Here is a 24,595-nt window from a genome sequence, read left to right as displayed (position 1 = left end):
TTCTGGACTGTTTGCCGACCGGGGCGGAGTTTGGTGTAACGCTTGAACTTCAGCCAGGACCGAAATGGCCTTACCGTCCGATCCAGATCACGACGCCCGCGAAACACTTCGACTGATCGGTCCCGATCCGCAAAATTGGGTGCCGGATCGGGAGGGCATCGACCACAATGTCTTTGTCGTTGGCGGCGGGCAGACGGGCGCGACCTTCGCCTTCGCGTTGAGGCGGGCCGGCATCGGCAAGGTCACGGTCATCGATGCGGCGCCGGATGAGGGCAAGGCCGGCATCTGGCTCACGCATGCGCGGATGAACCGGCTGCGAACACCAAAGGGCCTGCCGGGACCGGAACTCGGCCTGCCGGGCCTGAGCTTTCAATCCTGGTACGAAGCGCGCCATGGTGCCGAAGCCTATGCAGGCTTCGACCGCATCGCGCGGACGGATTGGGCGAATTACCTGAAATGGTATCGCGACTTTCTCGGCATTGGCATTCGCTACGGCACGCGTCTCCTTCGCATCGAGCCGGCTGACGGGTATCTTCGCCTCCACCTCGATGCCGGCGGCACGCCATTGATCGAAACGGCGCGGAAGATCATTCTGGCCAATGGCTTTGGCGGCAGCGGCGGTCCAATGATACCGGCGGTGCTCGCTGCTCTGCCCCAGGGCTTTGTCGCACACAGTTCTGCAGCAATCGATTTTGCCTCGCTCAAGGGCAAAGCGGTCGCTGTCGTCGGGTCGGCGGCTTCGGCATTCGATGCGGCGGGGACAGCCCTTGAGGCCGGCGCGCAATCGGTGCGCCTGTTCGCGCGGCGCACCAGTATCGCCAGCGTGCCGATCAACCGCGTGCGGGGTTATCCCGGCGCCTATGACAACTATCCGCGCTTGCCCGATCCGGTGCGCTGGCGCCAGGCACTGCGCTTCCGCGAGGCCGGTTCGACGCCACCGCCCCATGCCGTGGAGCGGGTGGTGCGGCACAAGAATTTCCACCTGCATCTCGGTGCCCCCTGGACGAATGCGGATATCGACGGCGGCAAGGTCGTCACCGACATCGGCGCCGAGACGTTCGCTTTCGACTTCGTCATCGCCGGCACCGGCTATTTCGCCGACCCGACGCGCAAGCCGGAATTTAGCGATTTCGCCGCCTCGATCCGGCTGTGGCGTGACCAATACGCGCCGGCGGAAGGCGAACTGGATGAATTTTTCGGCGCCCATCCCTATCTCGGCCTCGGCCATGAATTCCTCGAGAAAGCGCTGGGGGAGGCGCCGTTCCTGAGGAACATCCACGTCTTCAATCCAGGCGGCTTCGTCAGTTTCGGCCTGCCGATAGGCGATGTTCCGTCGATCAGGCGCGACGTGCCGGCTGTCGTCGCCCGCATCAGCCGCGATCTCTTCCTTGCCGATCTCGACAGCCATGAGAGCCGCATAACCGGCAGCCATCCGGCCGAGTTCGGGGAGGAGGCCTACGCCTCTGCCGTCTGGCGGCCGGCACAGACCATTGCGGCGGAATAGACGCATTCCATGGACAAACGCCGATGACCTTCAGCCCTGACCTTTCCGACCCGTTCGTCGCCACGGCGGTCGAGCTGCGCACCATCTTCGATCGCGATGCGGTGGCGCGCGACAAGGCCGGTGGACGACCGGTCGAGCAGATCCGCCTGCTCAAGGAAAGTGGACTGCCGTCGGCGCAGATTCCCAAAAACTATGGCGGCAAGGGCGCGCCCTGGCTGTCGGTGCTGCGCGTCGTGCGCGAATTTGCCCGCACCGATGGTTCGCTAGCCCATCTCTACGGCTACCATCATCTGCCGCTCAACGGCGTGTTGTTTCGCGGTACGGACGCGCAGAAGGACCAACTGCTGACACGCTCGGCCCGCGAGAACTGGGTCTGGGGCAATTCCGGCAACGCCATGTCGAAGACCTCTACGGCCAGGCGCAACGGCTCGGGCTGGATCCTGAACGGCTTCCGGCCGTTCTCTTCCGGCTCGCACATCGCCGACTATATCCAGGTGGCATGGGAAGACGGCCAGGACCGCCTGGCAGCTGCGATCCCGGCCGATCGTGAAGGTATCGTCATCGAGGATGACTGGGATGGCGTCGGCCAGCGGCAGACGGGTTCCGGTAAAGTCACGTTCAAGGATGTGCATATCGGTGATGACGAACTAATCGGCTCGCCCGCCGTGCCGCTGACGCCGTTCCAGACGCTGATTTCACTGTTCCAGCAGGCGGTCCTGCTCAACCTCTTCGTCGGCAGCGCGCAAGGAGCGCTGAGCGAAGGCCGCGACTATACGGTCTCGCAATCGCGACCCTGGGTCTATTCCGGCTATGAGAACCACACCGACGATCCGTTCGTTCAGCGCAAATATGGCGATCTCTATATCCGCACGCTGGCTGCCGCCGAACTCGCCGATGTGGCGGCGCGCAGCCTCGATGCCGCCTATGGCAAGGGCGAGGCCTTGACCCTGGAGCAGCGCGGACAGACGGCGATCGACCTTGCCACCGCCAATGTCTATGCCGGGCAAATCGGTCTCGACGCATCGAGCGAGGTTTTCGAGGTGATGGGCGCCCGCTCGGCCACCAAGGCCAATGGCTACGACAGGTTCTGGCGCAATGTGCGCACGCACACGCTGCACAACCCGGCCGAATACAAGAAGCGCACCATCGGCACCTGGTTGCTGACCGGGGAATTCCCGGTCGGCGGGTTGTATCGCTGAGGAGGCGCGGAAAATGGCCAGGCGCAAGGACAAGCTCAAGTTTGGAGCGTTTCTTCTCTTCACCGGCCACCATGTGGCGGCATGGCGCCATCCACAGGCGGCCGAGGGGACCAGCCTCGGCGACTATGTCGAACTGGCCAGGCTCGCGGAAGCGGCCAAATTCGATGCGATCTTCTTTGCCGATGGCGTCGCGGCGCGGCTGAGCAATCTCGAGGCTGCCAGCCGCAAGGCGCATAGCGGCGTCTATCCGTTCGAGCCCATTACGCTGCTGTCGGCGCTGTCGGCGGTGACCACCAACATCGGCCTGATCGCCACGGCTTCGACCAGCTATTCCGATCCCTACAATCTGGCCCGCCAGTTCGCGTCGCTCGACCATCTGAGCGGCGGGCGCGCCGGCTGGAACCTCGTCACCTCGTCCGATCCGGATGCGGCATTCAATTTCGGCCACGATACGCATATCCAGCACGGCGACCGCTACGATCGCGCCGAGGAATTCGCCGATGTCGTGCTTGGGCTGTGGGACAGCTGGGAGGATGATGCCTTCCCGCGCGACAAAGTGAGCGGGCGCTATTTCGACAAGGAGAAGCTGCATGTGCTGAACCACAAGGGCCAGCACTTCGAGGTGCGTGGTCCGCTGAACACGCCGCGCACGCCGCAAGGCCATCCGGTCGTCGTCCAGGCGGGCGCGTCCGGCCCCGGTAAGGAGCTGGCGGCGCGCACCGCGGAAGCGATTTTCGCCGCGCAGATCACGCTCGATGAAGCCACCGCCTTCTATGCCGACGTCAAGGGCAGGCTCGGTAAGTACGGCCGTTCAGAGGATGATCTGAAAATCCTGCCAGGCATCTTTCCGGTCGTCGGCCGCAGCGAAGCCGAGGCGCAGGAAAAGTTCGAACAGCTGCAGGATCTCATCCAGCCGGAAGTGGGCCTCGGTCTGGTCTCGGCGCTGGCCGGCGGCTTCGATCTCACCGCCTATCCGCTCGACGGGCCGGTGCCGGAACTGCCGGAGACCAATGCCGGCAAGAGCCGGCAGGCGCTGGTCATCGATCTGGCGCGGCGCGAGAAGCTGACGATCCGGCAGCTCTATTTGCGCATCGCCGGCGCTCGTGGCCACTGGCAGGTGGTCGGCACGCCACAACAGATCGCCGACACGATGGAAGAGCGCTTTGAGAATTACGGCGCCGACGGCTTCAACATCATGGCACCGATCATGCCCGGCGGCTTGAAGGATTTCATCGAGTTGGTGGTGCCGGAACTGCGCCACCGTGGCCTGTTCCGTCGGGAGTATGAGGGCAGCACCTTGCGCGACAATCTCGGCCTGAAGCGGCCGGCAAACCGTTTTTCGCGGCATGCCGCGGCGGCGGCGGAATAGGAATGAGCCGATGGCGCGCGACACGCTCTTTCTCATCCAGCCGGGTTTCGCCGACCCAAAGCATCCGGGCCAGACCTTCGTCTGCCCCTATTCCAACAAGGTCGAAGGGCTGCTCGCAGCCTTTCCCGATCTTGCTGCCAGGCTGGACGTCGAGCGCGTGCCGTTCGCAAGGCCGAGGGGTAAGGTGATCGATACGCTCGGCGAACGCCACCAGTCGCTGCCGGTGCTGGTCGTCGGCAGTGATCCGCCAGCCGACCTACCGACCGCCAAGGGCAAGGTCTTTGCCGACGACACAAGGCGCATTCTTGCGCTGCTTGCCGAGCGCCACGGCTTCCCGCATCTGCATGAGTGACCTGATGAGCTTCGATCCCGATACCTCCAATCCATGGATCCCCAAGGCGGTCGAGCTGCGCGACATCTTTGCCCGCGACGCGGTCGAGCGCGATCAGCTTGGCGGCAGGCCCGTCGAACAGATCCGCCTGCTCAAGGAGAGCGGCCTGCTCAGTATCGTCATTCCCAAGGAATTCGGCGGCGCCGGCGAACCCTATTCGACGGCGCTGAAGATCGGCCGCGAGTTCGCCAAGGTCGACGGCTCGATCGGCCACATCTACGGCTACCATTTCAGCGCGCTGATCGCCGCAAGGCTCAATTCGGACGAACCGCGCTCAGCCGATCTGCTGCGGCGTTCGGCTGCGGGCGACTGGTTCTGGGGCAACACCGGCAACAGCTTTTCCAAGACGCTGTTCGGCCGCAAGGATGGCGAGTGGACGATCGTCAGCGGCTTCAAGCCCTTCGCCTCCGGCTCGCATGTCGCCGACTATCTTTCGACCTCCTGGGAAGACGAGGTCAGCGGCGAGCGGAAGTTCGCGGCCATCCCCGCGGATCGTGAGGGCATCACCATTCTCGACGACTGGGATGGCATCGGCCAGACGCAGACCGGCAGTGGCAAGGTCGCCTACAAGGATGTTAGGGTCCATGACAACGAACTGGTGCGCGGCTGGGTGGACGCGTCGCTGCCGATCCGCACCATCGGCCCGCTGCAGCAGCAAAGCGTCCTGCTCAATGTCTTCATCGGCACCGCCCAGGGCGCACTGCTAGCGGCACGCGACTACACGCTCAACAGCTCGCGACCGTGGATGTATTCCGGCGTCGAGCGCCACATCGACGATCCATGGATCAAGCGGCAGTATGGCGAGCTTTTGGTCAAAACGCGCGCGGCAACAGTGCTGGCTGATCGCGCTGCGGCGGCGATCGATCATGCGATCGCGCGCGGCAAGGCATTGACCGAGCAAGAGCGCGGGGAAGCGGCGGTTGCAGTTGCCGCGGCCAACGTGCTGGCCGGCAATGTCGCGCTCGAAGTCACCACCGAGATCTTCGAGGTGATGGGCGCGCGCTCGGCGGTGCGCAAATACGGCTTCGACCGTTTCTGGCGCAATGCGCGCATCCACACCTTGCACAACCCCGCCGAATACAAGGCCCGCACCGTCGGCACCTGGTATCTGACCGGCGCCTATCCCGAGCCCGGCGTCTTTCGATGATCGGCCGGCAGCTCCACCTCAATGTCAACATCCTGCACGCCGGCTTCTCGCCGGCGGCATGGCGGATGGACGGGGTCGACCCCTATGCCGCCTTCACCGTCGACCACTATGTGCGGGTGGCGAAGATCGCCGAGCGCGCCAAGCTCGACGCTATATTCCTTGCCGATCAGGCGGCAATTTCGGATCGCATCGACTATCCGCCGATTACATCGCTGGAACCGACCATCGTGCTGGCGACGATAGCCGCCGCGACCGAGCGCATCGGCCTGATTGCGACGGCATCGACCAGCTTCAACGAGCCCTACAACATCGCCCGTCGTTTCGCGACGCTCGACCATGTCGGCGGCGGGCGCATCGGCTGGAACATCGTGACCACGGCCGATCCCGCCTCGGCCCGCAATTTCGGCCTGACCGGCGCGATAGATCATGGCCGGCGCTACGAGCGGGCCGCCGAATTCACCGAATTCGTCAAGGCGCTGTGGGACAGCTGGGAGGACGATGCCTTCATCGGCGACGTCGCCAGTGGGCGCTTCGTCGATGCCGCCAAGGTTCACGCCATCGAGCACGAGGGCGCGCATTTTTCGGTGCATGGGCCGCACAATGTGCCGCGCTCGCCGCAAGGGCATCCGGTGGTCATCCAGGCCGGCGGTTCCGATGACGGCAAGGAGCTCGCCGCGCGCCACGCCGAAGCGGTGTTTTCCGCGTCGCAATCGTTCGAGGAGGCGCTCGCCTACGCAAAGGAGCTGAAGGCCCGGGCTGTCGCCTATGGCAGAAGCGGCGGCGTGCCGCTCAACCTCGCCGGTCTGGCCACCATCATCGGCAGCACCGAGGCGGAAGCGGAGCGGCGGCAGGAAGAACTGTGGGACCGCATCCCGCTCGACTACAGCCTGACGCGGCTGTCGGGCGTGCTCGGCATCGACCGCGAGCGGCTGAGGCTCGACGAGAAGCTGCCTGACGTCATCCCGCTGCCGCCCAACGGCGGCCACACCTTCTTCAAGGCCACGCTGGCACTTGCCCGCAACAACGATTTCACCGTTCGCCAACTGATCCGGGCGCTCAACGGCAGCACCGGCCACCGCACCGTTGTCGGCACGCCGGAGCAGATCGCCGACGATATCGAAAGATGGTTTGTCGCCGGCGCCGCCGATGGCTTCAACCTGATGCCTGACGTGCTGCCGACCGGGCTGGAAGTCTTTGTCGATACGGTCGTGCCGATCCTGCGCCGGCGCGGCCTGTTTCGCAGCGACTATGAAGGGCGCACGCTGCGCGACCATCTCGGCCTTATCAGGCCTGAAAGCCGTTTCGCGCCGCAGCCGCACAAGGCGTCAGGGTTGCTCGGGGCCACCCATTGAACGATCATCAAACGATAACGGCGCGGAAGGTACCGCCATTGACCTCCACGCCCGACAAAAATACAGGCCCGACAATGAGCGCTGATCCCGAATTTCTCTGGTACATCCCGAACCAGGTCGATCCCGGTCACCGCGGCGAGCCGGCCGTCGAGGACCACAACAGCCTGGAGACGCTGACCAGCCACGCAAAGGCGCTTGAGGAACACGGCTGGAAGGGCTCGCTGATCGGTACCGGCTGGGGCCGGCCCGACACGTTTACCGTCGCCGCCGCGCTCGCCGCGCGGACCACCTCCTTCGAGCCGCTCATCGCGATCCGCCCGGGTTACTGGCGGCCAGCGCACTTCGCATCCGCGGTCGCCACGCTCGACCAGCTGACCCGCGGTCGCGTGCGTATCAACATAGTGTCGGGCAAGGACAACCTCGCTGCCTATGGCGACAGCGAAGGCGAGCAGAACCATCGCTATGCCCGCACCAGAGAGTTCATGCGGCTGGTTCGCAGACTTTGGACCGAAGAGAACGTCACCTTTGCCGGCGAGCACTTCAAGGTCACCGGGTCTACCGTCATGCCCCGCATCCCTGTCCGTGGAAACAGTCGCCATCCCAGGCTCTATTTCGGCGGCGCGTCGGAGGCGGCCGAGCGCGTCTCGGCCAGCGAGGCCGATGTCCAGCTGTTCTGGGGCGAGCCGCTCGACGGCGTCCGGGAGCGGATCGAGCGGCTTAAGGCCTTGAGCCGGGAACTTGACCGGGACCTCCCACCTCTACAATTCGGGTTTCGGGTCACCACGCTGGTCCGCGACACCACCGGGCAGGCCTGGACGGACGCCGAGGCGAAGGTCGCCGAAATGGCAAAGGGCCAGGGCGCCGGCTGGAATGATCATGGTCGGGCGGTAGCGGTAGGCCAGCAGCGTCTGCTCGATCTGCACACGCGCGGCGAGGTGCTGGACGACAATCTCTACACTGCGCCGGGCAAATATGGCGGCGGCGGCGCCGGCACCACCTGGCTGGTCGGCTCGGCCGCCGACGTGGCCAGTTCGCTCGGCAAGTACCGGGATCTGGGCATCACGCATTTCGTGCTCTCGGACACGCCGTATCTTTCCGAGATCAAGCGGCAAGGCGACCAGTTGCTCCCGCTATTGCGCAATAGGGTCCAAGCCGCGTTTGTTGAATGACGTGGGGTTGTCAGAACACCGAACGAGCCAGATCGCCAAATAGGGACGACAATGCCACAGCCGGCCGCTTTCAGCATCCGCCCTTCCGACGCCGACCTGCGCGGTGAAGCAGCACTAAGGCGGCGTTACCGGGCGCCGCAAGAGGCGAACACTGCAAACTGGAACGAAGCCCTCGAGGCGATCCTTTCACATCGCTCGGTCCGCAACTATCTCGCCAGGCCTCTGCCCGAAGGGACGCTCGAACTGATCATCGCTGCCGCCCAGTCGGCGCCAACCTCGTCCAATCTGCAGGCGTGGAGCGTCATCGCCGTCGTGGATCCGGCGCGCAAGGCGCGGCTTGCCGGACTGGCGGCGGTCAATCGCCATATCGAGCAGGCGCCGTTGCTGCTGGTTTGGCTGGCCGACCTGTCACGGCTGCGCGCCATTGCCGAGGCAAACAGCCGGGCGGGCGAGGGGCTCGATTATCAGGAGAGTTTTCTGCTGGCCGTGATCGACGCAGCACTTGCCGCGCAGAATGCCGTGGTGGCAATCGATGCGCTCGGGCTCGGCTCCTGCTACATCGGCGCCATGCGCAATCATCCTGAGGCCGTGGCGCAAGAGCTCGGCCTGCCGCCGGAAACCGTGGCGGTGTTCGGCCTGACCGTTGGCTGTCCCGATCTCCTGGCTGCGACCGACATCAAGCCCAGACTGCCGCAGCGTGTTGTGCTGCATCGCGAGCGCTATCAGTCAGGCTTCGATCAGGACGATCTCGCAGCGTACAACCTGACGCTTCGCACCTTTCAGCAAGAGCAGTCGATGCCCGTTGTCGACTGGACCGAACTGATGTCGAGCCGCATCGGCAGCACTGCGGCGCTGAAAGGCCGTGATCGCCTGGGTGATGCGCTCAAGGCGCTGGGCTTCAAGCTTAAATAGCCAAGGCTATTCGGCGGCAACGATGGCGATGCGCGCCGGCAGTGCTGCCGGCGGTGTGAAGTCGAGTGCGCCAACCCTTCGCGCCTCAGCCTTCAGCCAGCCATGGAAGCGCTCGACGGTCGCGAGCTTCGCCTTGTGTGGCGTCGTCGCGAAGTAATAGGAAAACTCGACCGGCTGCGGCGAGCCGAAAGGGCTGACCAGCCGCCCTGCCGCAAGGTTAGGCTCGGCCAGTCGGAATTTGCCGAGACCGATGCCCTTGCCGGCAACCGCGGCGTCGAGTACCAGCGAGGACTGGCTAAGCCGTATGCCGCCGTCGACAAGGCGGCCGGACAGGCTGTTGGATCGCAGCCAGCCCTTCCAGTCGGGGCAACTTGGATCGCGCTCCGGCCCGTCCTCATGCAGGATCGGCGCGTTACGCAGCCCTTCCGGTCCACGGAAGAGGCCGTGCGTGCGGGCAAATTCGGGGCTGCAGACAGGCAGCACCGCTTCCGAGAACAGCCGTTCCGTGATGAGGCCGCTATAGGCGCCCGAGCCGTAGCGGATGACACAGTCGATATCTTCGCTGGCAAAGTCGGCAAGCCTTGTCGATGCATCGACCAGTACTTCGAGTCCGGGCACCGCCTCACGCAGCGCGTCGAGGCGCGGGATCAGCCATTTGCTGGCGAAGGAGGGCGCGACCGACACCTTGATCGGCGCATCCTCCTCGTCGCCGGAAATACGCGCGACGGATTCGACAACGACGTCGAAAGCCTCGGTGAGCCCGGGCATCAGCGCCTGACCGGCCGAGGTCAGCAAAAGCTCGCCCCGGTTGCGCTGGAACAGCGGTTGCCCCAGGTGATCCTCCAGCAGGCGGATCTGCTGGCCGATGGCGGCGGGCGTGACATGGAGTTCTTCCGCCGCTCGCGTAAAGCTCAGATGGCGGGCGGTTGCGACAAAGGCGCGAAGCGAGGTCAGCGGCGGAAGTCTCGCCAGCGTCGGTCGTAGCTTCCTCGGTTTGGCGCGAATGAGATCAACCATGAGGCGCATTCAACACGTTCGGACCCGGCGCGACGAGGGCGGGCTTTGCGCCAAAGCGCGCGGCGGAAAATTTCGTTTGCCGCAGCGTCGCGCCAGCGGGAACGGAAATCTAAAAAATCGCAATGTCTACTATTCTTGTAGAAATAAGACGGGCAGCACCGATTTGGGTGTCGGTCGGCTTCGCAGGCCTGGAATGAACCAGTCGTGCAAAGCGGCGCTTTCGGCCGACGATAGAAAATCATTCTTCCGGTTTTGCGCGACGGCAGGGATCATTGCGTCGAGGCGCCGGAGTGCGTTCGGCCGCCGGATGCAATCCGTTTTCCGGAGCCCAAGACCATGTCTGTCAATCGTCGTCATTTCAACCAGCTCTTGCTGCTTGGCGGTGCGAGCTTCGCATTGCCCGGCTTTTCCTTTGCAGCCGAAGGCACGCCCGTTCAGGGCGGCACGCTCAACTGGGCCTACTATCCCGATCCGACGTCGCTGATCGCCATCAACACCTCGTCAGGCACCGGCCAGGCGATCGGCCCCAAGGTGAATGAAGGCCTGCTTGATTTCGCCTACGACCTCACCCCGAAACCGCTGCTGGCCACGGAGTGGTCGATCAGCGATGACGGCCTGCGCTACACCTTCAAGCTGCGCCAGGGTGTCAAGTGGCATGACAGCAAGGACTTCACCTCGGAAGATGTTGCCTTCACCATCTTCCGGCTGAAGGAGGCGCATCCGCGCGGCCGCATCACCTACCAGAACGTGACAGCGGTCGAGACGCCCGATCCGCACACCGCCATTGTCGTGCTTTCGAAGCCGGCGCCCTATCTGATCACGGCGCTGAGCAGTTCGGAATCACCGATCGTGCCGAAGCATGTCTACGAAACGTTCAAGCCGGCAGAACAGCCCAAGCTGGAACAGACGATCGGCACCGGCCCCTTCGTTCTCAAGGAATGGGTGCCCGGCAGCCATCTGATCTTCGATCGCAATCCGAACTATTGGGATGCGCCAAGGCCTTACCTCGACCGCGTCGTGCTGCATGTCATTCTCGACCCGGCGGCACGCTCGGCGGCTCTTGAAACCGGCGAGATCGATATCGGCGCCAATCCCGTGCCGCTGGCCGATATCGAGCGGCTGAAGGCCAACCCCGCTTTGGTCGTCGACACCAACACCTATGCCTATTCCGGCCCGCAGCAGCAATTGTTCTTCAACTACGAGAACGAAATCCTGACCAAGCGCGACGTGCGTCTGGCCATCGCCCACGCGATCGACCTGCAGAAGCTGGTCGACATTGCGCTCTATGGCTATGCGCAGGTATCGCCAAGTCCCATCAGCACGGCACTGCCCAAATGGTATGACCCCAGCATCAAGGCGCGCGAACCCGACCCCAAACTGGCGGAGAAACTGCTCGACGATGCCGGCCATCCGCGCGGCGCCGACGGCACGCGCTTTAAGCTCCGGCTCGCCTACAACGCGTTCCTGCCGGCGTCCTATGCCGATTTCATCAGGCAGTCGCTGGCAGTGGTCGGCATCGACGCCGAGATCCTGAAGCTCGATCTGTCGACGTTCCTGAAGACCGTCTACACCGACCGCGCCTGGGACCTGGTGGTTGAGTCGCTGTCGAACACCTTTGATCCGACGCTCGGCGTCCAGCGCGCCTACTGGTCGAAGAATTTCAAGATCGGCCTCGTCTTCTCCAACGCCAGCCACTATGCGAACCCCGAGGTCGACCAGATCCTCGAAGCCGCCGCAATCGAGCCCGACGAAACGAAACGGCGCGAGCTCTGGTACAAGTTCCAGCACATCATCCATGACGACGTGGTGTCGGTCGACCTCGTTGCGGCCGGTGCCCAGATTGTTGCCAACAAGAAGGTCAGGGATTTCGCACCCGGAGCGCAAGGCATCAACAACAGCTTCGCGCAGATCTGGCTCGCGCCAAACGCATAGGCGCTCGGATTGCCTTGCCTTGGATCGGTGCGTGAAACCACCGATCCCGACTTTTCCCCATAAAGACAAATCGCGCAAACGCGGAGTACCGACCATGACCATCAACCGACGCTTGTTCAATCAGTTCCTGCTGCTGGCCGGCGCGAGTACCGCCCTACCTGCCGGGGCCTTTGCCGAAGACGCCAAGCCGGTGGCGGGCGGCACGCTCAATTTCGTCTACTATCCCGAGCCCAACCAGATCGTTTCCATCAACACCAGCGCCGGTGGACCGGCCACCATCGGGCCGAAGATTTTCGACGGCCTGCTCGCCTACGACTACGACCTCAATCCAAGGCCGCAACTGGCCACCGAATGGTCGATCAGCGATGACGGGCTCGAATATGTCTTCAAGCTGCGGCCGGGGGTGAAATTCAGCGACGGCCATGATTTGACATCGCAAGACGTGGCCTTTTCGATCTCGCGACTGCGTGAAGCGCATCCGCGTGGACGCATCACCTTCCAGAATGTCACCGACGTCGACACGTCGGATCCGCATGTGGTGAAAATCAAACTGTCTAAACCGTCCGCCGCGCTGATCTCGGGGCTGGCCGCGACGGAATCGCCCGTCGTGCCCAAGCACATCTACGAGAAGCTGAAGCCGGCGGACGATCCGTCCTTCGAGCAGATCATCGGCAGTGGACCGTTCGTGCTCAAGGAATGGGTCAAGGGCAGCCACATCATCGTCGAGAAGAACCCGACCTATTGGGATGCGCCAAAACCCTATCTCGACCGGATCATCTTCCGCTTCATCACCGATCCCGGCGCGCGCGCCGCGGCACTCGAGACGGGTGAAGTCGACATCGGCCCGAACCCGGTGGCGTTTGCCGATCTGGAGCGGTTCAAGGCGTTGCCGCAGTTCGTCGTCGATAGCACCGTCTTTGCCTATAGCGGCCCGCTGCACCAGCTGATCATCAACCTGGAAAACCCGATCCTGAAGGAGAAGAAGGTCCGTCAGGCAATCGCGCATGCCATCGATCTCGATGCGATCAATGCCATCGTGTTCTACGGCTATGGCCAAGTGTCGCCTACACCGATCAGCGTCGTCAACAAGAAGTATTTCGATCCCGATGTGAAGGCGGCGACCGTCGATACGGCGCTATCGGAAAAACTGCTCGACGAGGCTGGCTTCAAGCGCGGAGCGGACGGCATCCGCTTCAAGCTCAGGCTCACCAACAACCCCTACAACCCATGGGGCTATGCTGACTTCCTCAAACAGGCGCTAGCCAAGATCGGCATCGACGCCGAGATCCAGAAGTTCGACTTCGGCACCTATGTCAAAACCATCTACACCGATCGCACCTGGGACCTGTCGACGGAATCCTGCGGCAACATCTTTGACCCCAGCGCCGGCGCGCAACGGCTCTACTGGTCGAAGAACATCAAGATCGGGCTGCCATTCTCCAACGGCGCGCACTACGAGAACCCTGAGGTCGACCGGCTGCTGGAGGCCGCATCGGTGGAGCTTGACGAGGCCAAGCGCAAGCAGCTGTTCTTCAGGTTCCAGGAGATCATCGCCGACGAGTTGCCGATCATCAATCTGATCGCACCGCCGACCATCATCATTGCCCGCAAGACCGTCAAGAATTACGCGCCGGGTGCTGAAGGCCTGTCGGCCAGTTTCGCAGACGCATATATCGATCCGAACGCCTGAACCCGGCGGACATCAGCAAGAAAAGGGGCCGCGTCTCGACGCGGCCCTTTTCGTTTCTATGGTCTTGAGGTGCAGAACGGTCAGGCCAGAGCACGCAGCCTTGGGCTGGAGCCGACCAGAAGGCCGGCAAGGGCGATGGCTTGCGCCAGCTGTTCGCCGATGGAACTCGATTCCCAGGCGACGCCGCGCAGCGGATGGCCGATGGCAAACAGATTGCCGTGGGTCCTGCCGTCGCCGGAAATCACCTGGCCGTCATGCGTGGCGTCGATGCCGAACCCGGTCGCATGCGGCCTGACGATGCCGTTCTCCAGCAGGCTCTGGACAAACGGATCGGCGATCCGCCGCCAGTCATGCTCCTGATGGCCCCGGCAGTTGACGACACCGTCGAAACGCAGCCGTTCGACCGCGCCGCTATCGCGCCAGCGGATCTCGGCGACAATGCCGCCGGCTCGCGGATGCAGTGCCAGCACCCGTCCGGCGCCGCCCGCCCAACGGCCTTGGCTTTGCGCCAGTGCGACGCGCTCAAAGCTCGGCGGCGCCGCTCGATGCGCGGTGACGTCCCAGAAAGCGCGCAGATGGCGTGCGAACTTCAGGCGCTCCTTGTCGGTGGCGCCTTGCCACAGAGCCAGGATCCACGGCCGGATCGTCAAAGGCAGCCCTTGCCAGTCCAGCCCGGCGGCCTCGATGGCCCGGCGTTCGGCCTTTACCAAGGCAAGAAGCGCCCTCGTGGTTTTCGGCAGCGGCCGCCCGGCAAGAAAATCGCGCCACGCTTCGGTATTGCGCCGAGGCTCGACGATCTGTCCGCGCCGCGACACGACGCGATAGCTGCCCTTGAAGCCGCGCGCCTCCATGCTGGCGACGAAGTCGACCATGCTGAGACTCGAGCCGATCAGCAGCAATTGCCTGCTGCCAGCGAGCCGATCCAGTGCTGCCGAATCCCAGGGATTTGCGACATAGCGGTGATCGTTGATGATTGGTGCTTCGGTGGCCGACGGCTCGCTCTGAAAAACACCTGTCGCCAGCACGGCCTCATCGGCCAGCAATTGCTGGCCGTCGCTGGTGCCGACGCAGACTCCGGACGGACCGGTCAGCATGTCGACGGCGGATGCCTTGATGTGGCGCAGCAAGGAACGCGGATCTGCTTCCCTGACAGCCCTGGTCAGTTCCGACTGGACATAACTGCCGAACAGCCAACGCGGCGGGCTGGAGTCATGGACATCCTCGGGCGGCGTCCAGCCGTGCTCCGGCCCATTCGCCTCGAGCCAGCGAACGAGGTGATCGGGGTCCTCCGGATGCAGCGAGAAGATGCGCGCCGCGCCGTTGACGAGATGTTGCGGATCGGCGGTGCCGTAGGCAACGCCACGACCAAGCTGGGCCCGGCGTTCGATGATGGTGATCGCCAGCGGCTCAGTCGAACGATCGAGCAGCTTGATCGCGGTAAGGGCGCCGGCAAAGCCACCGCCGACGATGATGATCGAGCGCGGGGTCGAACGCGGAGGGATGATCGAAGGCGGGGAGGAGGGGGTATGAAGCATCAAGGACCTTTGCGACGCCGACGGTGCGTGGCTCTAGCCCATCGCCTCGGCGGCGACCATCGTGCTTCCCCGTAACCCGATGTCAAAAAACAATAATTGCCAGCTGGCGAAAGGCATTCTTTCGCTCAGCGCGTTTGGCAGGCGCTAGATAGGAGAGCCCTTTGCGACCAGCCCGAGAACCACTGATGACTGAAGATCGAAAGATAAGGCTTGGAGCCTTCATTCGCGGACCCGGCCATCATGTCGCCGCCTGGCGCCATCCCGATGTGCCGGCCAATCCGGGCCTGAGTTTTCAACACTATGCGGACGCCGCGCGCACTGCCGAGTGCGGTCTCTTCGACATGGTCTTCCTCGCTGACAGCCTCAGCGCGCGCAATGGCGAGCAGCCGATCGAGACTTTCGAACGCACCGGCCATGTCGTGCATTTCGAGCCGCTGACGCTGTTGTCGGCACTGTCGACCATCACGCAAAGGATTGGGCTCGTCGCGACAGCGTCAACCACCTATTGGGAACCTTCCATCTGGCGCGGCTATTCGCTTCGATCGACCATCTGAGCGGCGGCAGGACAGGCTGGAATGTCGTCACCTCGGCCGATGCGCCCGCGGCCGCCAATTTCAGCCGCGACCAGCACCCCGTTCATGCCGATCGCTACGACCGCGCCGAAGAGTTCGTCGCCGTGGCGCAGAAGCTGTGGGACAGCTGGGACGACGATGCCTTCGTCGCCGACAAGGCTTCGGGGATCGCCATCGACCGGCACGGCATCCATGCTCTTGACCATGTCGGCAGGCATTTCCGCGTCAAAGGACCGCTCAACGTCGCCCGCCCACCGCAGGGCCATCCCGTCATCGTCCAGGCCGGTTCGTCCGATGCCGGCCAGCACCTGGCGGCGCGCACGGCGGAGGTGGTTTTCACGGCCCATCCGACCATCGAATCGGCGCGCGGTTTTTACAGCGAGCTGAAGGGCCGGCTGGGCTCCTTTGGCCGCTCTGCCGATTCCTTGAAGATCATGCCCGGTGTCTTCCCGGTCGTCGCGCCGACACGCACGGAGGCCGAGGACAAGTTCGACGCCATCCAGCGCCTCGTCGATCCGGTGGTCAGCGTGGCGCTGGTCTCGGGACTGCTCGGTGGCGTCGATCTTTCCGGCTATCCGCTCGACGGGCCGTTGCCGGAACTCGGCAGTTCAAATTCGGTGAAGAGCCGCCTGAAAGTCGTTTCCGAATTGGCCGCAAGCCGGAACCTGACCATCCGGCAATTGTACCTCGCCGTTGCCGGTGCACGTGGCCATTTCCAGATCGTCGGCACGCCAAAAGACGTGGCCGACATGATGGAGGAGTGGTTTGCCGGCGGGGCGGCCGACGGCTTCAACGTCATGCCGCCGATCCTGCCGACGGGCCTCACCGATTTCGTCGACCTCGTCATCCCGGAGCTGCAGCGGCGCGGCCTGTTTCGCACTGCTTACGAAGGCAGGACGTTGCGCGAGAATCTCGGCCTTGCGCGTCCGGTCCGTGGCGCCGCCGAACAGCAAGAGAGGAAAGCATCATGAGCGACACGACGATCGACTCGACAACGTTTCGCCAATGGCTGGCGGACGGCGAGGAACTGGCGGTGCTGGATATCAGAGACAGCGCGGCTGTCGGATATGCATCGCCGCTGTTCGCCACCAATCTGCCCGCAGATCAGGTCGAGGCGGAGATCGACCGCTTCATCCCGCGCAAAGCGGTGCGCACCGTGCTGGCCGATGACGGCAGCGGCGTTGCCGAGCGACTTGTCGAACGACTGACCGGGCGCGGACGCAGCCAGCTCTTCGCACTGGCCGGTGGAATTCCGGAATGGACGAAAGGCGGCTTGGACGGCTTGCCGACCTTCGACACGCCGGGCGTCGATTTTTCGTTGGCGATCCGCGACGAGAAAGGAACGCCGGTCATCACCGTCGACGAACTTGAAGCGCTCAAAGGCCAAGTCGCCGACGTGGTGATCCTCGACAGCCGGACGGTAGCGGAGTTCGACAAGGACCATGTGCCTGGCGCCATCAGCGTGCCGGGCGCCGAACTGGTGCTGCGCTTCGCCGACCTGGTGCCGTCGCCGGAGACGCAGGTGGTTGTCTCCTGTGCCGGCCTGCCGCGCGCAATCATCGGCGCGCAGACGCTGATCGACGCCGGTGTGCCCAACAGGGTTGCCTATCTGCACGACGGCACCAAAGCGTGGCGTGAGGCCGGCCTTGCGCTCGAGACCGGCAGGACTGCTGGGTATGGTTCGGCCAGCGAGGACGCGAAGCGCTTCGCCGGAGAGCACATCGCAAAACTCGCCGAAGGCGACAGCTTTCCGCGCATCGATGCGGCGACCGCGGCAGCCTGGGCGAAGGACGAGAAGCGGACGACCTACCTGCTTGACGTGCGCACACCGGAGGAATTCGCCGAAGCGCACATTGCCGGGTCGATCGCGTCGGAGGGCGGGCAGTTGCTCGGCGTCGCCTATCGCACCATCGCCGTGCGCGGCGCCCGCATCGTGCTGATCGACGATCTGCTTGGTGTCCGCGCGGCGACGACGGCGCACTGGCTGCAGCGGCGCGGCTTCGAGATCGCCATCCTCCTGCATGATTTCCGATCGGCCAGCCTGGTGGAAGCGGCGTAGAGCAGGAGCGTTGTCAGCCGATTCTTCGAGGCGCTATTCGGCGGCTTCCTGTTGACGGCGGCGGCCTGAGAGCACGTTCTTCTGCATCGCGGTCAGCGAAGAACGCACGGCTTTGGCGCCGTGCTCCAGCATTCTGGCCTCGTAGTGCGACAGTGCCTGGAGAAGCGGCTTGTCGCCGCGTTTGGCGGCCACGAGTTCGGGCACCAGCAACCCGGCATCGTAGATCGCGGTGTTGCCGCCAAGCGCGCGGAAATAGGTCATGGCGTGGATGGCGTCGCCCAGCAGCGTCACCTGTTTCGTCGGCCACGGATCGACTGGTTCGGAGCTATGGACATGCAGCAGCGCCACCGTCGACGGATCGGTATAGCGGATGAGGTTGAGGAGCTCCGGATGCCAGTGGCCGATCTTCGAGATCAGCAGGCTGAGCAGTTCGGCGCCGGAGAGCTTTGCCAGCGCGTCATCCGTGGCAAGCTCGTCCTTCTCATAGGCGGTGTTCCACCAGACATAGCTGGTGGTGTTGTTGAAATGGAAACCGGCAATGTCCTTGTGGGTGTCGTCGTCCAGCCCGATCAGCCCATATCTATGATAGGCTTCGACATTGACGCGGTGGCTGGTGACCATCAGCCCATGACCTTCTGTCGGCCTGACGCTGGCATTGTAGTCGAGCAGCAGCGGCGAGATCTGGTGAAGGGCTGCCGCATGCAGCGTCATCTTGCCGGCCAGGCGCCTGACACCGGTGTCGAAGCTCCCCGCATGCGGCACCAACTGCTGGCGAACGCGCGAGCGGGCGCCGTCGGCACCGACCAGCACATCGGCATGGATTGTCGAGCCGTCCTCGAAATGCACCGTTACCGAACCGTCCGGCTGCTCCTCGTAGCGTGAAAAGACCTTGCCGTAGCGCACGACACCGTCGAGGCCGGACAGCAGCACCTGGCGCAACGTGATGCGGCTCACTGATTTTTCGATATGCGTATCGTCGGGCTCGCCGGGCGCGTTGCCGCCGCCCCAGGCATCCTCGCCCAAGGTCTCGAAATTCTCGCCGAGCAGGATGTTGCGATCAGGCGCCTGGCCGAGCGTGGCGACAAAAGCCTCGTAGAGTTCTGGCGGCAAATTGGCGATCAGCGAATCGATGCCGCGCTGACGGATGCGCAGGCGGAAACCCTGGACATAATCGGTGCGGGCGCGATCCTTCTCGAAGACCGCGACACTGATGCCGTTCTTCTTCAGGCCCTGCGCCAGTGTCAGGCCACCGGGACCTCCGCCGATGATGGCGACGTCGACATGTTCGGATGCCATGACGTTGCTCACCCGACCGCCGCGAACCTGGGTCTGACGGCGGCAACAGCCGGCTTCTCGGCCACTTGGCCGGCGACGTGGCGACCGAGCGCCGCCTTGGCGGCGATCGCGCGGATCATGTGGTTCTGCGGTGCGTGGGAGCGGGCGGTCAGCGTATCGCGGTGGTGACGCTCGAGCTGGAAGTCTCTGTTTAGGCCGGGATTGCCGGCAAGCTCCAGCGCCAGCGAGGTGACGGCAACGGCATTGTCGATGACGACATGCCTGACCGTCATGCCGTCAGTGCCAACCGGTCGGCCGGCATCGACATCTTCGGCAAGCGAACGCAGCAACCGCGTGCTGGTCGCAAGCCGGACCTCGATCTCGCCCAGCCCTGCCTGGATGTGCGGCACGGTCGACAACGGCGCCCCGAGGCTTGCCGGCGCATGCGTGGTGACAAAGGTGACCAGCCGGTCACGGGCAGCGCGGGCCGCACCGTGGTACACGGCGCCGATCAGCGAAAAGAAGAACGCCGTCGAACCCTCTTCGCGCCTCAGCGGTTCGGACGCCGGCTGTGCCTCGGTAATGTCTTCGGCAGGAACAGCAACATTATCCAGAATGATATCGTCGCTGGCGGTGGCCCGCATGCCGGCGGCGTTCCACTTCTTTTCGATACGCAATCCCGGCGCATTGGTCGGCACCAGGAACGAGGCGAGGCGCGGTTGCGGCTCGTCGGTCAGCGCCAGCAAGTTCACCCATTTCAGAATGGGAATGCCGGTGACGTAATTCTTGTGGCCGGATATCCGCCAGACATTGCCGTCGCGCCGGGCCATGGTTTCGGGCGGCTTGCCATGAGCGGGCGAGCCGATCCCCGGCTCGGCCTGCGCGGCGTTGATCAAAGCAGGGCCGAGGCGGCCGGCCTCGACAATCCGCTGCACCAGATGGCGCGGCCATTTGCCGGATTTCCGCAGCGCGTACTGGCTGTTGTAATGCATGGCCAGCACCAGCGCCGTCGACGGCTCGCCACGGCCGATCTCGGCGATCACTGCCTGGGCTTCCACCAGCCCGCCACCGAGGCCCCCATGCTCGCGCGCCGTCACCAGGCCAAGCAGCCCGGCCTGGTGAAGCCGGTCGAAATTGGCGAACGGAAAATCCCCGGTCGCGTCGTGATGCGCGGCGGTCAGCGCGAAGTCGTTGGCAAGGCCGGCTGCCGTGTCGAGGAGTTGTGGAAACTCGGGAATGGTCGAGGTCATGAAGCTGGCTTCCTCTCAGGCGGCGGCGCGAATGGTCACCAGATCGAGCGGCCGGCGATCGACCCATTTCTCGACGTCGAAATCGCTGGCGAGAAAACCCCAGTCGCACAGGAAATCCTTGTAGTGGGAAACCGCCGCGATGAGCTCGGGCTGCAGCCCGAGGCCGAGATGTTTGTGGACATCCGGACCGTTGGCCGCCAGCACCTGCTCTTCGGTGGCGCCGGATTCGCGGGCAACGAAGCGCCGCGTCTCGTCGGGATGCGCCTCGGCCCAGGCGCTGGCGCGCAGGATCGTCTCGATCAGCCGAGCGACCAGATCGGGGCGTTCTTCGGCCAGCAAATCGTCGACGGTCAGCACGCGCGGCGAACCGGAATTGATGCGGATATTGGGCTCCGGGTGGAAGCCGAATTCGGCGACCTGGATGGCGCCGATCAGATTGGCGACATTGATGCCGGCCGTGCCCTTGACATAGATGGCGTCGACCTCGCCACGGATCAGGGCTGCTGCCTCCTCGCCATAGGCCTGCTTGCGCTTGAGGCCGAACAACGATGGCCCTTCCTGGCTGTCGAGCACACTGTCGGTCAGCGCGATGTCGACGATCTCGACGTCGGCATGGCTGAGGCCCTCGAGCGACAGCGCCGATACCAGGCCCTTCAGCGCCGTCGCCCGCATGAAGTCGACAACGCCTTCCGGACGCCGGGCGATACCGAACCGGCGGCCTTTCAGGTCTCTGGTCGTTTTGATGCCGGAGCCGGGCAAGGCGATGATGGCCTGGAACTCGTCGGTCCAGGTGATGCCGACGAGACGCGTCTTGCGCCCTTCGGAACGGGCACGGATCGGCGGCACGTTGCCGCCGTGGCGGAACGACCAGTCGAGCGTGTGGTTGAAATGGCTTTGGCGGATATCGCGGTTGGGCGAGTCGATGATCGACTTCAATTCGATCCCTTCCTTGCGGAAGGTTTCGTCGAGAAGCCCGAGTTGTGCCGCAAGTCCGACAGGCGTCGGCACCGGGCAGCGTGTGTACCAGATTTCGGAGATCGCAGTCGTGGTCATGATTGCTCCTCAGACGTTGCGCAGGCCGGCCTGCTTCATCAGCGGCAGGATGTTCTCGCCGAAGAATTCGAGATCCGGCTTGAAGTCGAAGAAGGACAGTTGCAGTCCGTCGATGCCGGCGTCCTTGAGCTTGACGAACTGGTCGACGATCTGCTCGGGCGTGCCGATGAGATAGATGTTGCCGCCGACCTTGGCGTAGGGATCGTCACGGCCTTCTCGACCTTTCCAGGCCTGGGCGTCGCTGTTGAAGGTCTGGAAGCCCTTCGGCGTGCGGCTGTCGGCATGGGCGACGATCTGGTCGGCGACCGCCCAGGCTTCCTTCTCGGTCGGACGGCTGATGACCAGCGGGTTGAGCAGCGTGCGCACGGTGCGGCCGACACCGAGGGCCGCGTCCTTTACCTTCTTGGTATGCGCCGGCAGCGCCTCCAGCGCGCTGGCTATGTCTGAGCCGGCCGGGCTGGTGACGAAGACGATGTCGGAGTAACGGCCGGCAAAGGAAATGCCGGCGTCGGAGCCGGTGGCGTTGACCAGGATCGGCCGGCCGTAATTCGGCTTCGGCGTGACAAAGCCGCCGTTGAGCTTCCAGCTCGATTCTCCGGAGAAGGAGAAATTCTCGTCGTCCTGCCACAGCCGCTGCAGCACTTCGACAAACTCGGCGGCGAGTTCGTAGCGGCGGTCATGCTCGATGCGGTTCCAGCCGAACATCTCGTGTTCGACGGCGCGATGGCCGGTGACCACATTGATGCCCCAGCGGCCGCCGGAGATGTGGTCGAGAGTAGCGCCGAATTTCGCCAGATGCAGCGGATGCCACGGGCCGTAGAGAACATGCATGGTCGAGATCAGCATGATCCTCTTGGTGATCGCGGCCATGGCTGCGATGGACACGAAACTGTCAAGCGCCTGGCCGTTGAAGACACCGCCATAACCACCCTTGGGCAGCCATTGGCTGAGGGCAAAGACAAGGTCGAAGCCAAGCTCTTCCGCCCTGAGCGTCAGGTCGCGATTGTAGTCGAAGCGCCAGTCGGTCGAACGCTCCAGGGTCGAGTTGGTCCAACCACCGGCCTGGATCGGCAGGAACAGCCCGAGCAGCACCGGCTGCTGAAGCGCTTTCGACAGCGGGCTGTCGGGATAATCGGTGGGCGCCCTGAAGAAGGGCGTGCCGACGATGGAACCAGGCTTATGGGCGAGCGTCATGGCGAACTTTCTCGGATGGAGGCAGGGAACCCGTGCGTGAAGACCGCGCACGGGTTTGGCGGATCAGGCGACGATGTGGGCTGTTGCGAGGGAGCCGGCATTGCCCTCGGCGCCCACCGTGTGGTCGGCGATGCGCTTGTTGTAGAGGGTGATTTCCGGCTGGCTGACGATGCCGATGTCGGGCAGGTCCTCGACCAGGATCTGCTGGATCGCGGCCCATTGCTCGAAGCGCTTTTCGTGGTCGACCTCGACAGCGGCCGCTTCAAGGAGTTCATCGACCTTGGGGTTGCTGTATTTCGAGCCATTCGAGAACGGCACGCCCGGCTTGAAATTCTTCGACCAGTAGAGGCGCTGCACGCCGACCGTCGGGTCGAACAGATTGCTCATGCCGTTGAAGGTGAAGTCGAAATCGCGGTCGGTGTAGATGCGCTTGGTGTAGGTGGCGAAATCCTGGCTGCGCACGGTGACCGCGATCCCGACCGCGGACAGCGCCTGCTTGATGTAGTCGGCGCCGCGCTTGTAGGTCTCGCCGCTCGGGACATAGTCGTGGACAAGGTTGAGGCGGGTGCCGTCGGCACCGCGTTGCAAGCCTGCTTCGTCGAGCAGTTTCTCGGCGGCAGCAATGTCGACCGGATAGGTCTTCAGGTCGGCGACGAACCACTTCTTCAGATTGGGATTGATCGGGCCCGGAATGGTCGCGCCATAGCCGTAGTTGATGGTGTCGCGGATGATGTCGCGGTCGATGACATGGGCGAAGGCGCGGCGGACGCGAACATCCTGGAAATAGGGTTTCTCCAGGTTGAACTCGACCCGGCTGATGCCGTTGGAATACTGGTAACCCTGCTTCTCGAAGCCGATATGCGGCAGCGTTTCGAAGCGCTGCAAATCGCTGTACGGGATCGGCGTTGCCGGCGCCAGGTCGATCTCGCCGGTCTCGAGCGCCAGTGCGCGTCCCGAGGCGTCCGGAATGAAACGCACGATCAGCCGGTCGAGATAGGGGCGCGGTGCATCCCAATAGCCGGGGTTGCGTTCGTAGACGATGTGGCTGCCGCGGACCCATTCCTTGAAGACGAATGGGCCGGTGCCGATCGGAGCCGTGTTGACCGGATTCTCGGCGGCCTTGCTGCCGTCATAAAGATGCTTCGGCACGATCGGCGTTTCGGCCGCGGCCAGCGCCGTGATCAGGTAAGGTGCCGGCTTCGACAGAACCAGCGTCACGGTCAGCGGATCCGGCGTCTGGATATCGACAAGGTTGAGGAAGGTGTTGCGGCCGCGCGGATGAACCTCCTTAATCGTGGCGATCGAATAGGCGACGTCGGCAGCGGTGAATGGCTGGCCGTCATGCCACTTCACGCCTTCGCGCAGCTTGAATGTGTATTGCAGGCCATCGTCGCTGACCGACCACTGCCTGGCCAGCGATGGCCGCGGCGTGAGATCGAAATCATAGGTCAGCAGGCCCTCGGTGGTCTTTGCCGAGACGTAGACCGAATTGAATGCGGTGTGGGCGATCGTCGTCAGCACCGGCGGCTCGGCCGAGAGCAGCAGCGTCGCCGTCCCACCCTGTTTCGGCTCGGCTGCGTAGGCATTGCGCGATGCGGGCAACAGGGTGGCTCCGAGCACTGTCGCCGAAAGGCCGAGGAACCTGCGGCGGTTCGGAGTGAGGAAATGAGACATGGTGCCCTGGTCCTTTTTTGCTGCCGGCATCAATCGGCCGGTCGTCGGCAGCCGGGTGAAAAATCCATCGTTCCAAGAGCCGGCCCGTTTGTGAAAAGATTTGGCCGCCGCGCTCCCGCACTTAAGATTTCATACTTCAAATGGCTTTTTTTGTAGCATGAAACAAAATTCTATTCTGCAGTTTCGCCATTTGCAGAACAAAAGTTCTTAGATCAGGTTTGACAACGTCTATAAATCTTGTCAACTAAAAAGCACGGAACTTCCGGGAAACAGTAAACCCGCATCGTCAGCCACAGCCGGG

The 24,595-nt window shown here is 63.7% G+C and carries 18 protein-coding genes and 1 pseudogene; 12 read left to right on the top strand and 7 right to left on the bottom strand.

Annotation, left to right across the window (positions count from 1 at the left end; genetic code table 11):
- Positions 1-64: 64 nt before the first annotated feature.
- The 8 genes from AC3EML_RS26910 to AC3EML_RS26875 all read left to right on the top strand — a co-directional run bounded on the left by AC3EML_RS26910 (position 65) and on the right by AC3EML_RS26875 (position 9,043).
- Entirely contained in the window at positions 65-1,504 is a 1,440-nt protein-coding gene (locus AC3EML_RS26910) for an NAD(P)-binding domain-containing protein (RefSeq protein WP_352521928.1), read from the top strand.
- A gap of 23 nt (positions 1,505-1,527) precedes the next feature.
- Positions 1,528-2,703, top strand: coding sequence for an acyl-CoA dehydrogenase family protein (locus AC3EML_RS26905; RefSeq protein WP_023670851.1), 1,176 nt, complete (start codon positions 1,528-1,530; stop codon positions 2,701-2,703).
- 13 nt (positions 2,704-2,716) lie between these two features.
- On the top strand, positions 2,717-4,072 hold the full coding sequence (locus tag AC3EML_RS26900) for an LLM class flavin-dependent oxidoreductase (RefSeq protein ID WP_352521929.1): 1,356 nt from the start codon (positions 2,717-2,719) through the stop codon (positions 4,070-4,072).
- Between the two features lie 10 nt (positions 4,073-4,082).
- Positions 4,083-4,424: a DUF3088 domain-containing protein gene (locus tag AC3EML_RS26895; RefSeq protein WP_023733281.1), complete on the top strand. Its 342-nt coding sequence runs from the start codon at positions 4,083-4,085 to the stop codon at positions 4,422-4,424.
- Positions 4,425-4,428: 4 nt separating this feature from the next.
- Positions 4,429-5,610 carry an acyl-CoA dehydrogenase family protein gene (locus tag AC3EML_RS26890; protein ID WP_352521930.1) on the top strand — a complete coding sequence of 394 codons (1,182 nt, stop codon included), beginning with the start codon at positions 4,429-4,431 and terminating at the stop codon, positions 5,608-5,610.
- On the top strand, positions 5,607-6,962 hold the full coding sequence (locus AC3EML_RS26885) for an LLM class flavin-dependent oxidoreductase (RefSeq protein ID WP_352521931.1): 1,356 nt from the start codon (positions 5,607-5,609) through the stop codon (positions 6,960-6,962). Before AC3EML_RS26890 ends, AC3EML_RS26885 begins: the two co-directional genes overlap by 4 nt.
- A 74-nt stretch (positions 6,963-7,036) precedes the next feature.
- Positions 7,037-8,131, top strand: coding sequence for an LLM class flavin-dependent oxidoreductase (locus AC3EML_RS26880; protein ID WP_352521932.1), 1,095 nt, complete (start codon positions 7,037-7,039; stop codon positions 8,129-8,131).
- A 51-nt stretch (positions 8,132-8,182) separates the two neighbouring features.
- Positions 8,183-9,043 (top strand): NADPH-dependent oxidoreductase, encoded by an 861-nt coding sequence (locus AC3EML_RS26875; RefSeq protein ID WP_352521933.1) that lies wholly within the window; start codon positions 8,183-8,185, stop codon positions 9,041-9,043.
- 6 nt (positions 9,044-9,049) lie between these two features.
- Here the strand turns inward: AC3EML_RS26875 and gcvA are convergent, their stop codons facing one another.
- Positions 9,050-10,060, bottom strand: a complete 1,011-nt coding sequence (gcvA, locus tag AC3EML_RS26870; protein WP_352557309.1) for a transcriptional regulator GcvA — start codon at positions 10,058-10,060, stop codon at positions 9,050-9,052.
- 336 nt (positions 10,061-10,396) lie between these two features.
- On the opposite strand from gcvA, the gene AC3EML_RS26865 reads away from it, so the two are divergent.
- Entirely contained in the window at positions 10,397-11,992 is a 1,596-nt protein-coding gene (locus AC3EML_RS26865) for an ABC transporter substrate-binding protein (protein ID WP_023733277.1), read from the top strand.
- 94 nt (positions 11,993-12,086) lie between these two features.
- A complete protein-coding gene (locus AC3EML_RS26860; protein WP_023733276.1) occupies positions 12,087-13,682 on the top strand; it encodes an ABC transporter substrate-binding protein in 1,596 nt (531 codons plus the stop codon).
- A gap of 80 nt (positions 13,683-13,762) precedes the next feature.
- Here the strand turns inward: AC3EML_RS26860 and AC3EML_RS26855 are convergent, their stop codons facing one another.
- Positions 13,763-15,217 (bottom strand): FAD/NAD(P)-binding protein, encoded by a 1,455-nt coding sequence (locus AC3EML_RS26855; protein WP_352521934.1) that lies wholly within the window; start codon positions 15,215-15,217, stop codon positions 13,763-13,765.
- Between the two features lie 182 nt (positions 15,218-15,399).
- Here AC3EML_RS26855 and AC3EML_RS26850 point away from each other — a divergent pair.
- Both AC3EML_RS26850 and AC3EML_RS26845 read left to right on the top strand, forming a co-directional pair.
- Positions 15,400-16,760 (top strand): annotated as a pseudogene (locus tag AC3EML_RS26850) (LLM class flavin-dependent oxidoreductase).
- Entirely contained in the window at positions 16,757-17,848 is a 1,092-nt protein-coding gene (locus tag AC3EML_RS26845) for a rhodanese-like domain-containing protein (protein ID WP_023733273.1), read from the top strand. The pseudogene AC3EML_RS26850 and the gene AC3EML_RS26845 overlap by 4 nt, the downstream one beginning before the upstream one ends.
- Positions 17,849-17,881: 33 nt before the next feature.
- Here the strand turns inward: AC3EML_RS26845 and AC3EML_RS26840 are convergent, their stop codons facing one another.
- The 5 genes from AC3EML_RS26840 to AC3EML_RS26820 form a co-directional block, all read right to left on the bottom strand.
- Complete coding sequence (locus AC3EML_RS26840; protein WP_023733272.1) at positions 17,882-19,144, bottom strand: FAD-dependent oxidoreductase; 1,263 nt, start codon at positions 19,142-19,144, stop codon at positions 17,882-17,884.
- 8 nt (positions 19,145-19,152) lie between these two features.
- Complete coding sequence (locus AC3EML_RS26835) at positions 19,153-20,373, bottom strand: acyl-CoA dehydrogenase family protein (RefSeq protein ID WP_352521935.1); 1,221 nt, start codon at positions 20,371-20,373, stop codon at positions 19,153-19,155.
- A 15-nt stretch (positions 20,374-20,388) separates the two neighbouring features.
- The gene (locus AC3EML_RS26830; protein ID WP_352521936.1) at positions 20,389-21,426 is read right to left on the bottom strand and encodes an ABC transporter substrate-binding protein; all 1,038 of its coding nucleotides are present in this window, start codon (positions 21,424-21,426) and stop codon (positions 20,389-20,391) included.
- Between the two features lie 9 nt (positions 21,427-21,435).
- Positions 21,436-22,620 (bottom strand): LLM class flavin-dependent oxidoreductase, encoded by a 1,185-nt coding sequence (locus AC3EML_RS26825; RefSeq protein WP_023670870.1) that lies wholly within the window; start codon positions 22,618-22,620, stop codon positions 21,436-21,438.
- Between the two features lie 63 nt (positions 22,621-22,683).
- A complete protein-coding gene (locus tag AC3EML_RS26820) occupies positions 22,684-24,294 on the bottom strand; it encodes an ABC transporter substrate-binding protein (RefSeq protein WP_023830917.1) in 1,611 nt (536 codons plus the stop codon).
- Positions 24,295-24,595: the final 301 nt, after the last annotated feature.

The organism is Mesorhizobium sp. P170090 (assembly GCF_057786115.1).
Note: the sequence above shows the minus strand (reverse complement) of the source record. Positions and strands in the feature narration are given on the sequence as shown.

Bases quoted from the DNA above. Each gene is read 5' to 3' on its own strand.
- AC3EML_RS26910 (WP_352521928.1), top strand. From the start codon at position 65: ATGGCCTTACCGTCCGATCCAGATCACGACGCCCGCGAAACACTTCGA.
- AC3EML_RS26905 (WP_023670851.1), top strand. From the start codon at position 1,528: ATGACCTTCAGCCCTGACCTTTCCGACCCGTTCGTCGCCACGGCGGTC.
- AC3EML_RS26900 (WP_352521929.1), top strand. From the start codon at position 2,717: ATGGCCAGGCGCAAGGACAAGCTCAAGTTTGGAGCGTTTCTTCTCTTC.
- AC3EML_RS26895 (WP_023733281.1), top strand. From the start codon at position 4,083: ATGGCGCGCGACACGCTCTTTCTCATCCAGCCGGGTTTCGCCGACCCA.
- AC3EML_RS26890 (WP_352521930.1), top strand. From the start codon at position 4,429: ATGAGCTTCGATCCCGATACCTCCAATCCATGGATCCCCAAGGCGGTC.
- AC3EML_RS26885 (WP_352521931.1), top strand. From the start codon at position 5,607: ATGATCGGCCGGCAGCTCCACCTCAATGTCAACATCCTGCACGCCGGC.
- AC3EML_RS26880 (WP_352521932.1), top strand. From the start codon at position 7,037: ATGAGCGCTGATCCCGAATTTCTCTGGTACATCCCGAACCAGGTCGAT.
- AC3EML_RS26875 (WP_352521933.1), top strand. From the start codon at position 8,183: ATGCCACAGCCGGCCGCTTTCAGCATCCGCCCTTCCGACGCCGACCTG.
- gcvA (WP_352557309.1), bottom strand. From the start codon at position 10,060: ATGGTTGATCTCATTCGCGCCAAACCGAGGAAGCTACGACCGACGCTG.
- AC3EML_RS26865 (WP_023733277.1), top strand. From the start codon at position 10,397: ATGTCTGTCAATCGTCGTCATTTCAACCAGCTCTTGCTGCTTGGCGGT.
- AC3EML_RS26860 (WP_023733276.1), top strand. From the start codon at position 12,087: ATGACCATCAACCGACGCTTGTTCAATCAGTTCCTGCTGCTGGCCGGC.
- AC3EML_RS26855 (WP_352521934.1), bottom strand. From the start codon at position 15,217: ATGCTTCATACCCCCTCCTCCCCGCCTTCGATCATCCCTCCGCGTTCG.
- AC3EML_RS26845 (WP_023733273.1), top strand. From the start codon at position 16,757: ATGAGCGACACGACGATCGACTCGACAACGTTTCGCCAATGGCTGGCG.
- AC3EML_RS26840 (WP_023733272.1), bottom strand. From the start codon at position 19,144: ATGGCATCCGAACATGTCGACGTCGCCATCATCGGCGGAGGTCCCGGT.
- AC3EML_RS26835 (WP_352521935.1), bottom strand. From the start codon at position 20,373: ATGACCTCGACCATTCCCGAGTTTCCACAACTCCTCGACACGGCAGCC.
- AC3EML_RS26830 (WP_352521936.1), bottom strand. From the start codon at position 21,426: ATGACCACGACTGCGATCTCCGAAATCTGGTACACACGCTGCCCGGTG.
- AC3EML_RS26825 (WP_023670870.1), bottom strand. From the start codon at position 22,620: ATGACGCTCGCCCATAAGCCTGGTTCCATCGTCGGCACGCCCTTCTTC.
- AC3EML_RS26820 (WP_023830917.1), bottom strand. From the start codon at position 24,294: ATGTCTCATTTCCTCACTCCGAACCGCCGCAGGTTCCTCGGCCTTTCG.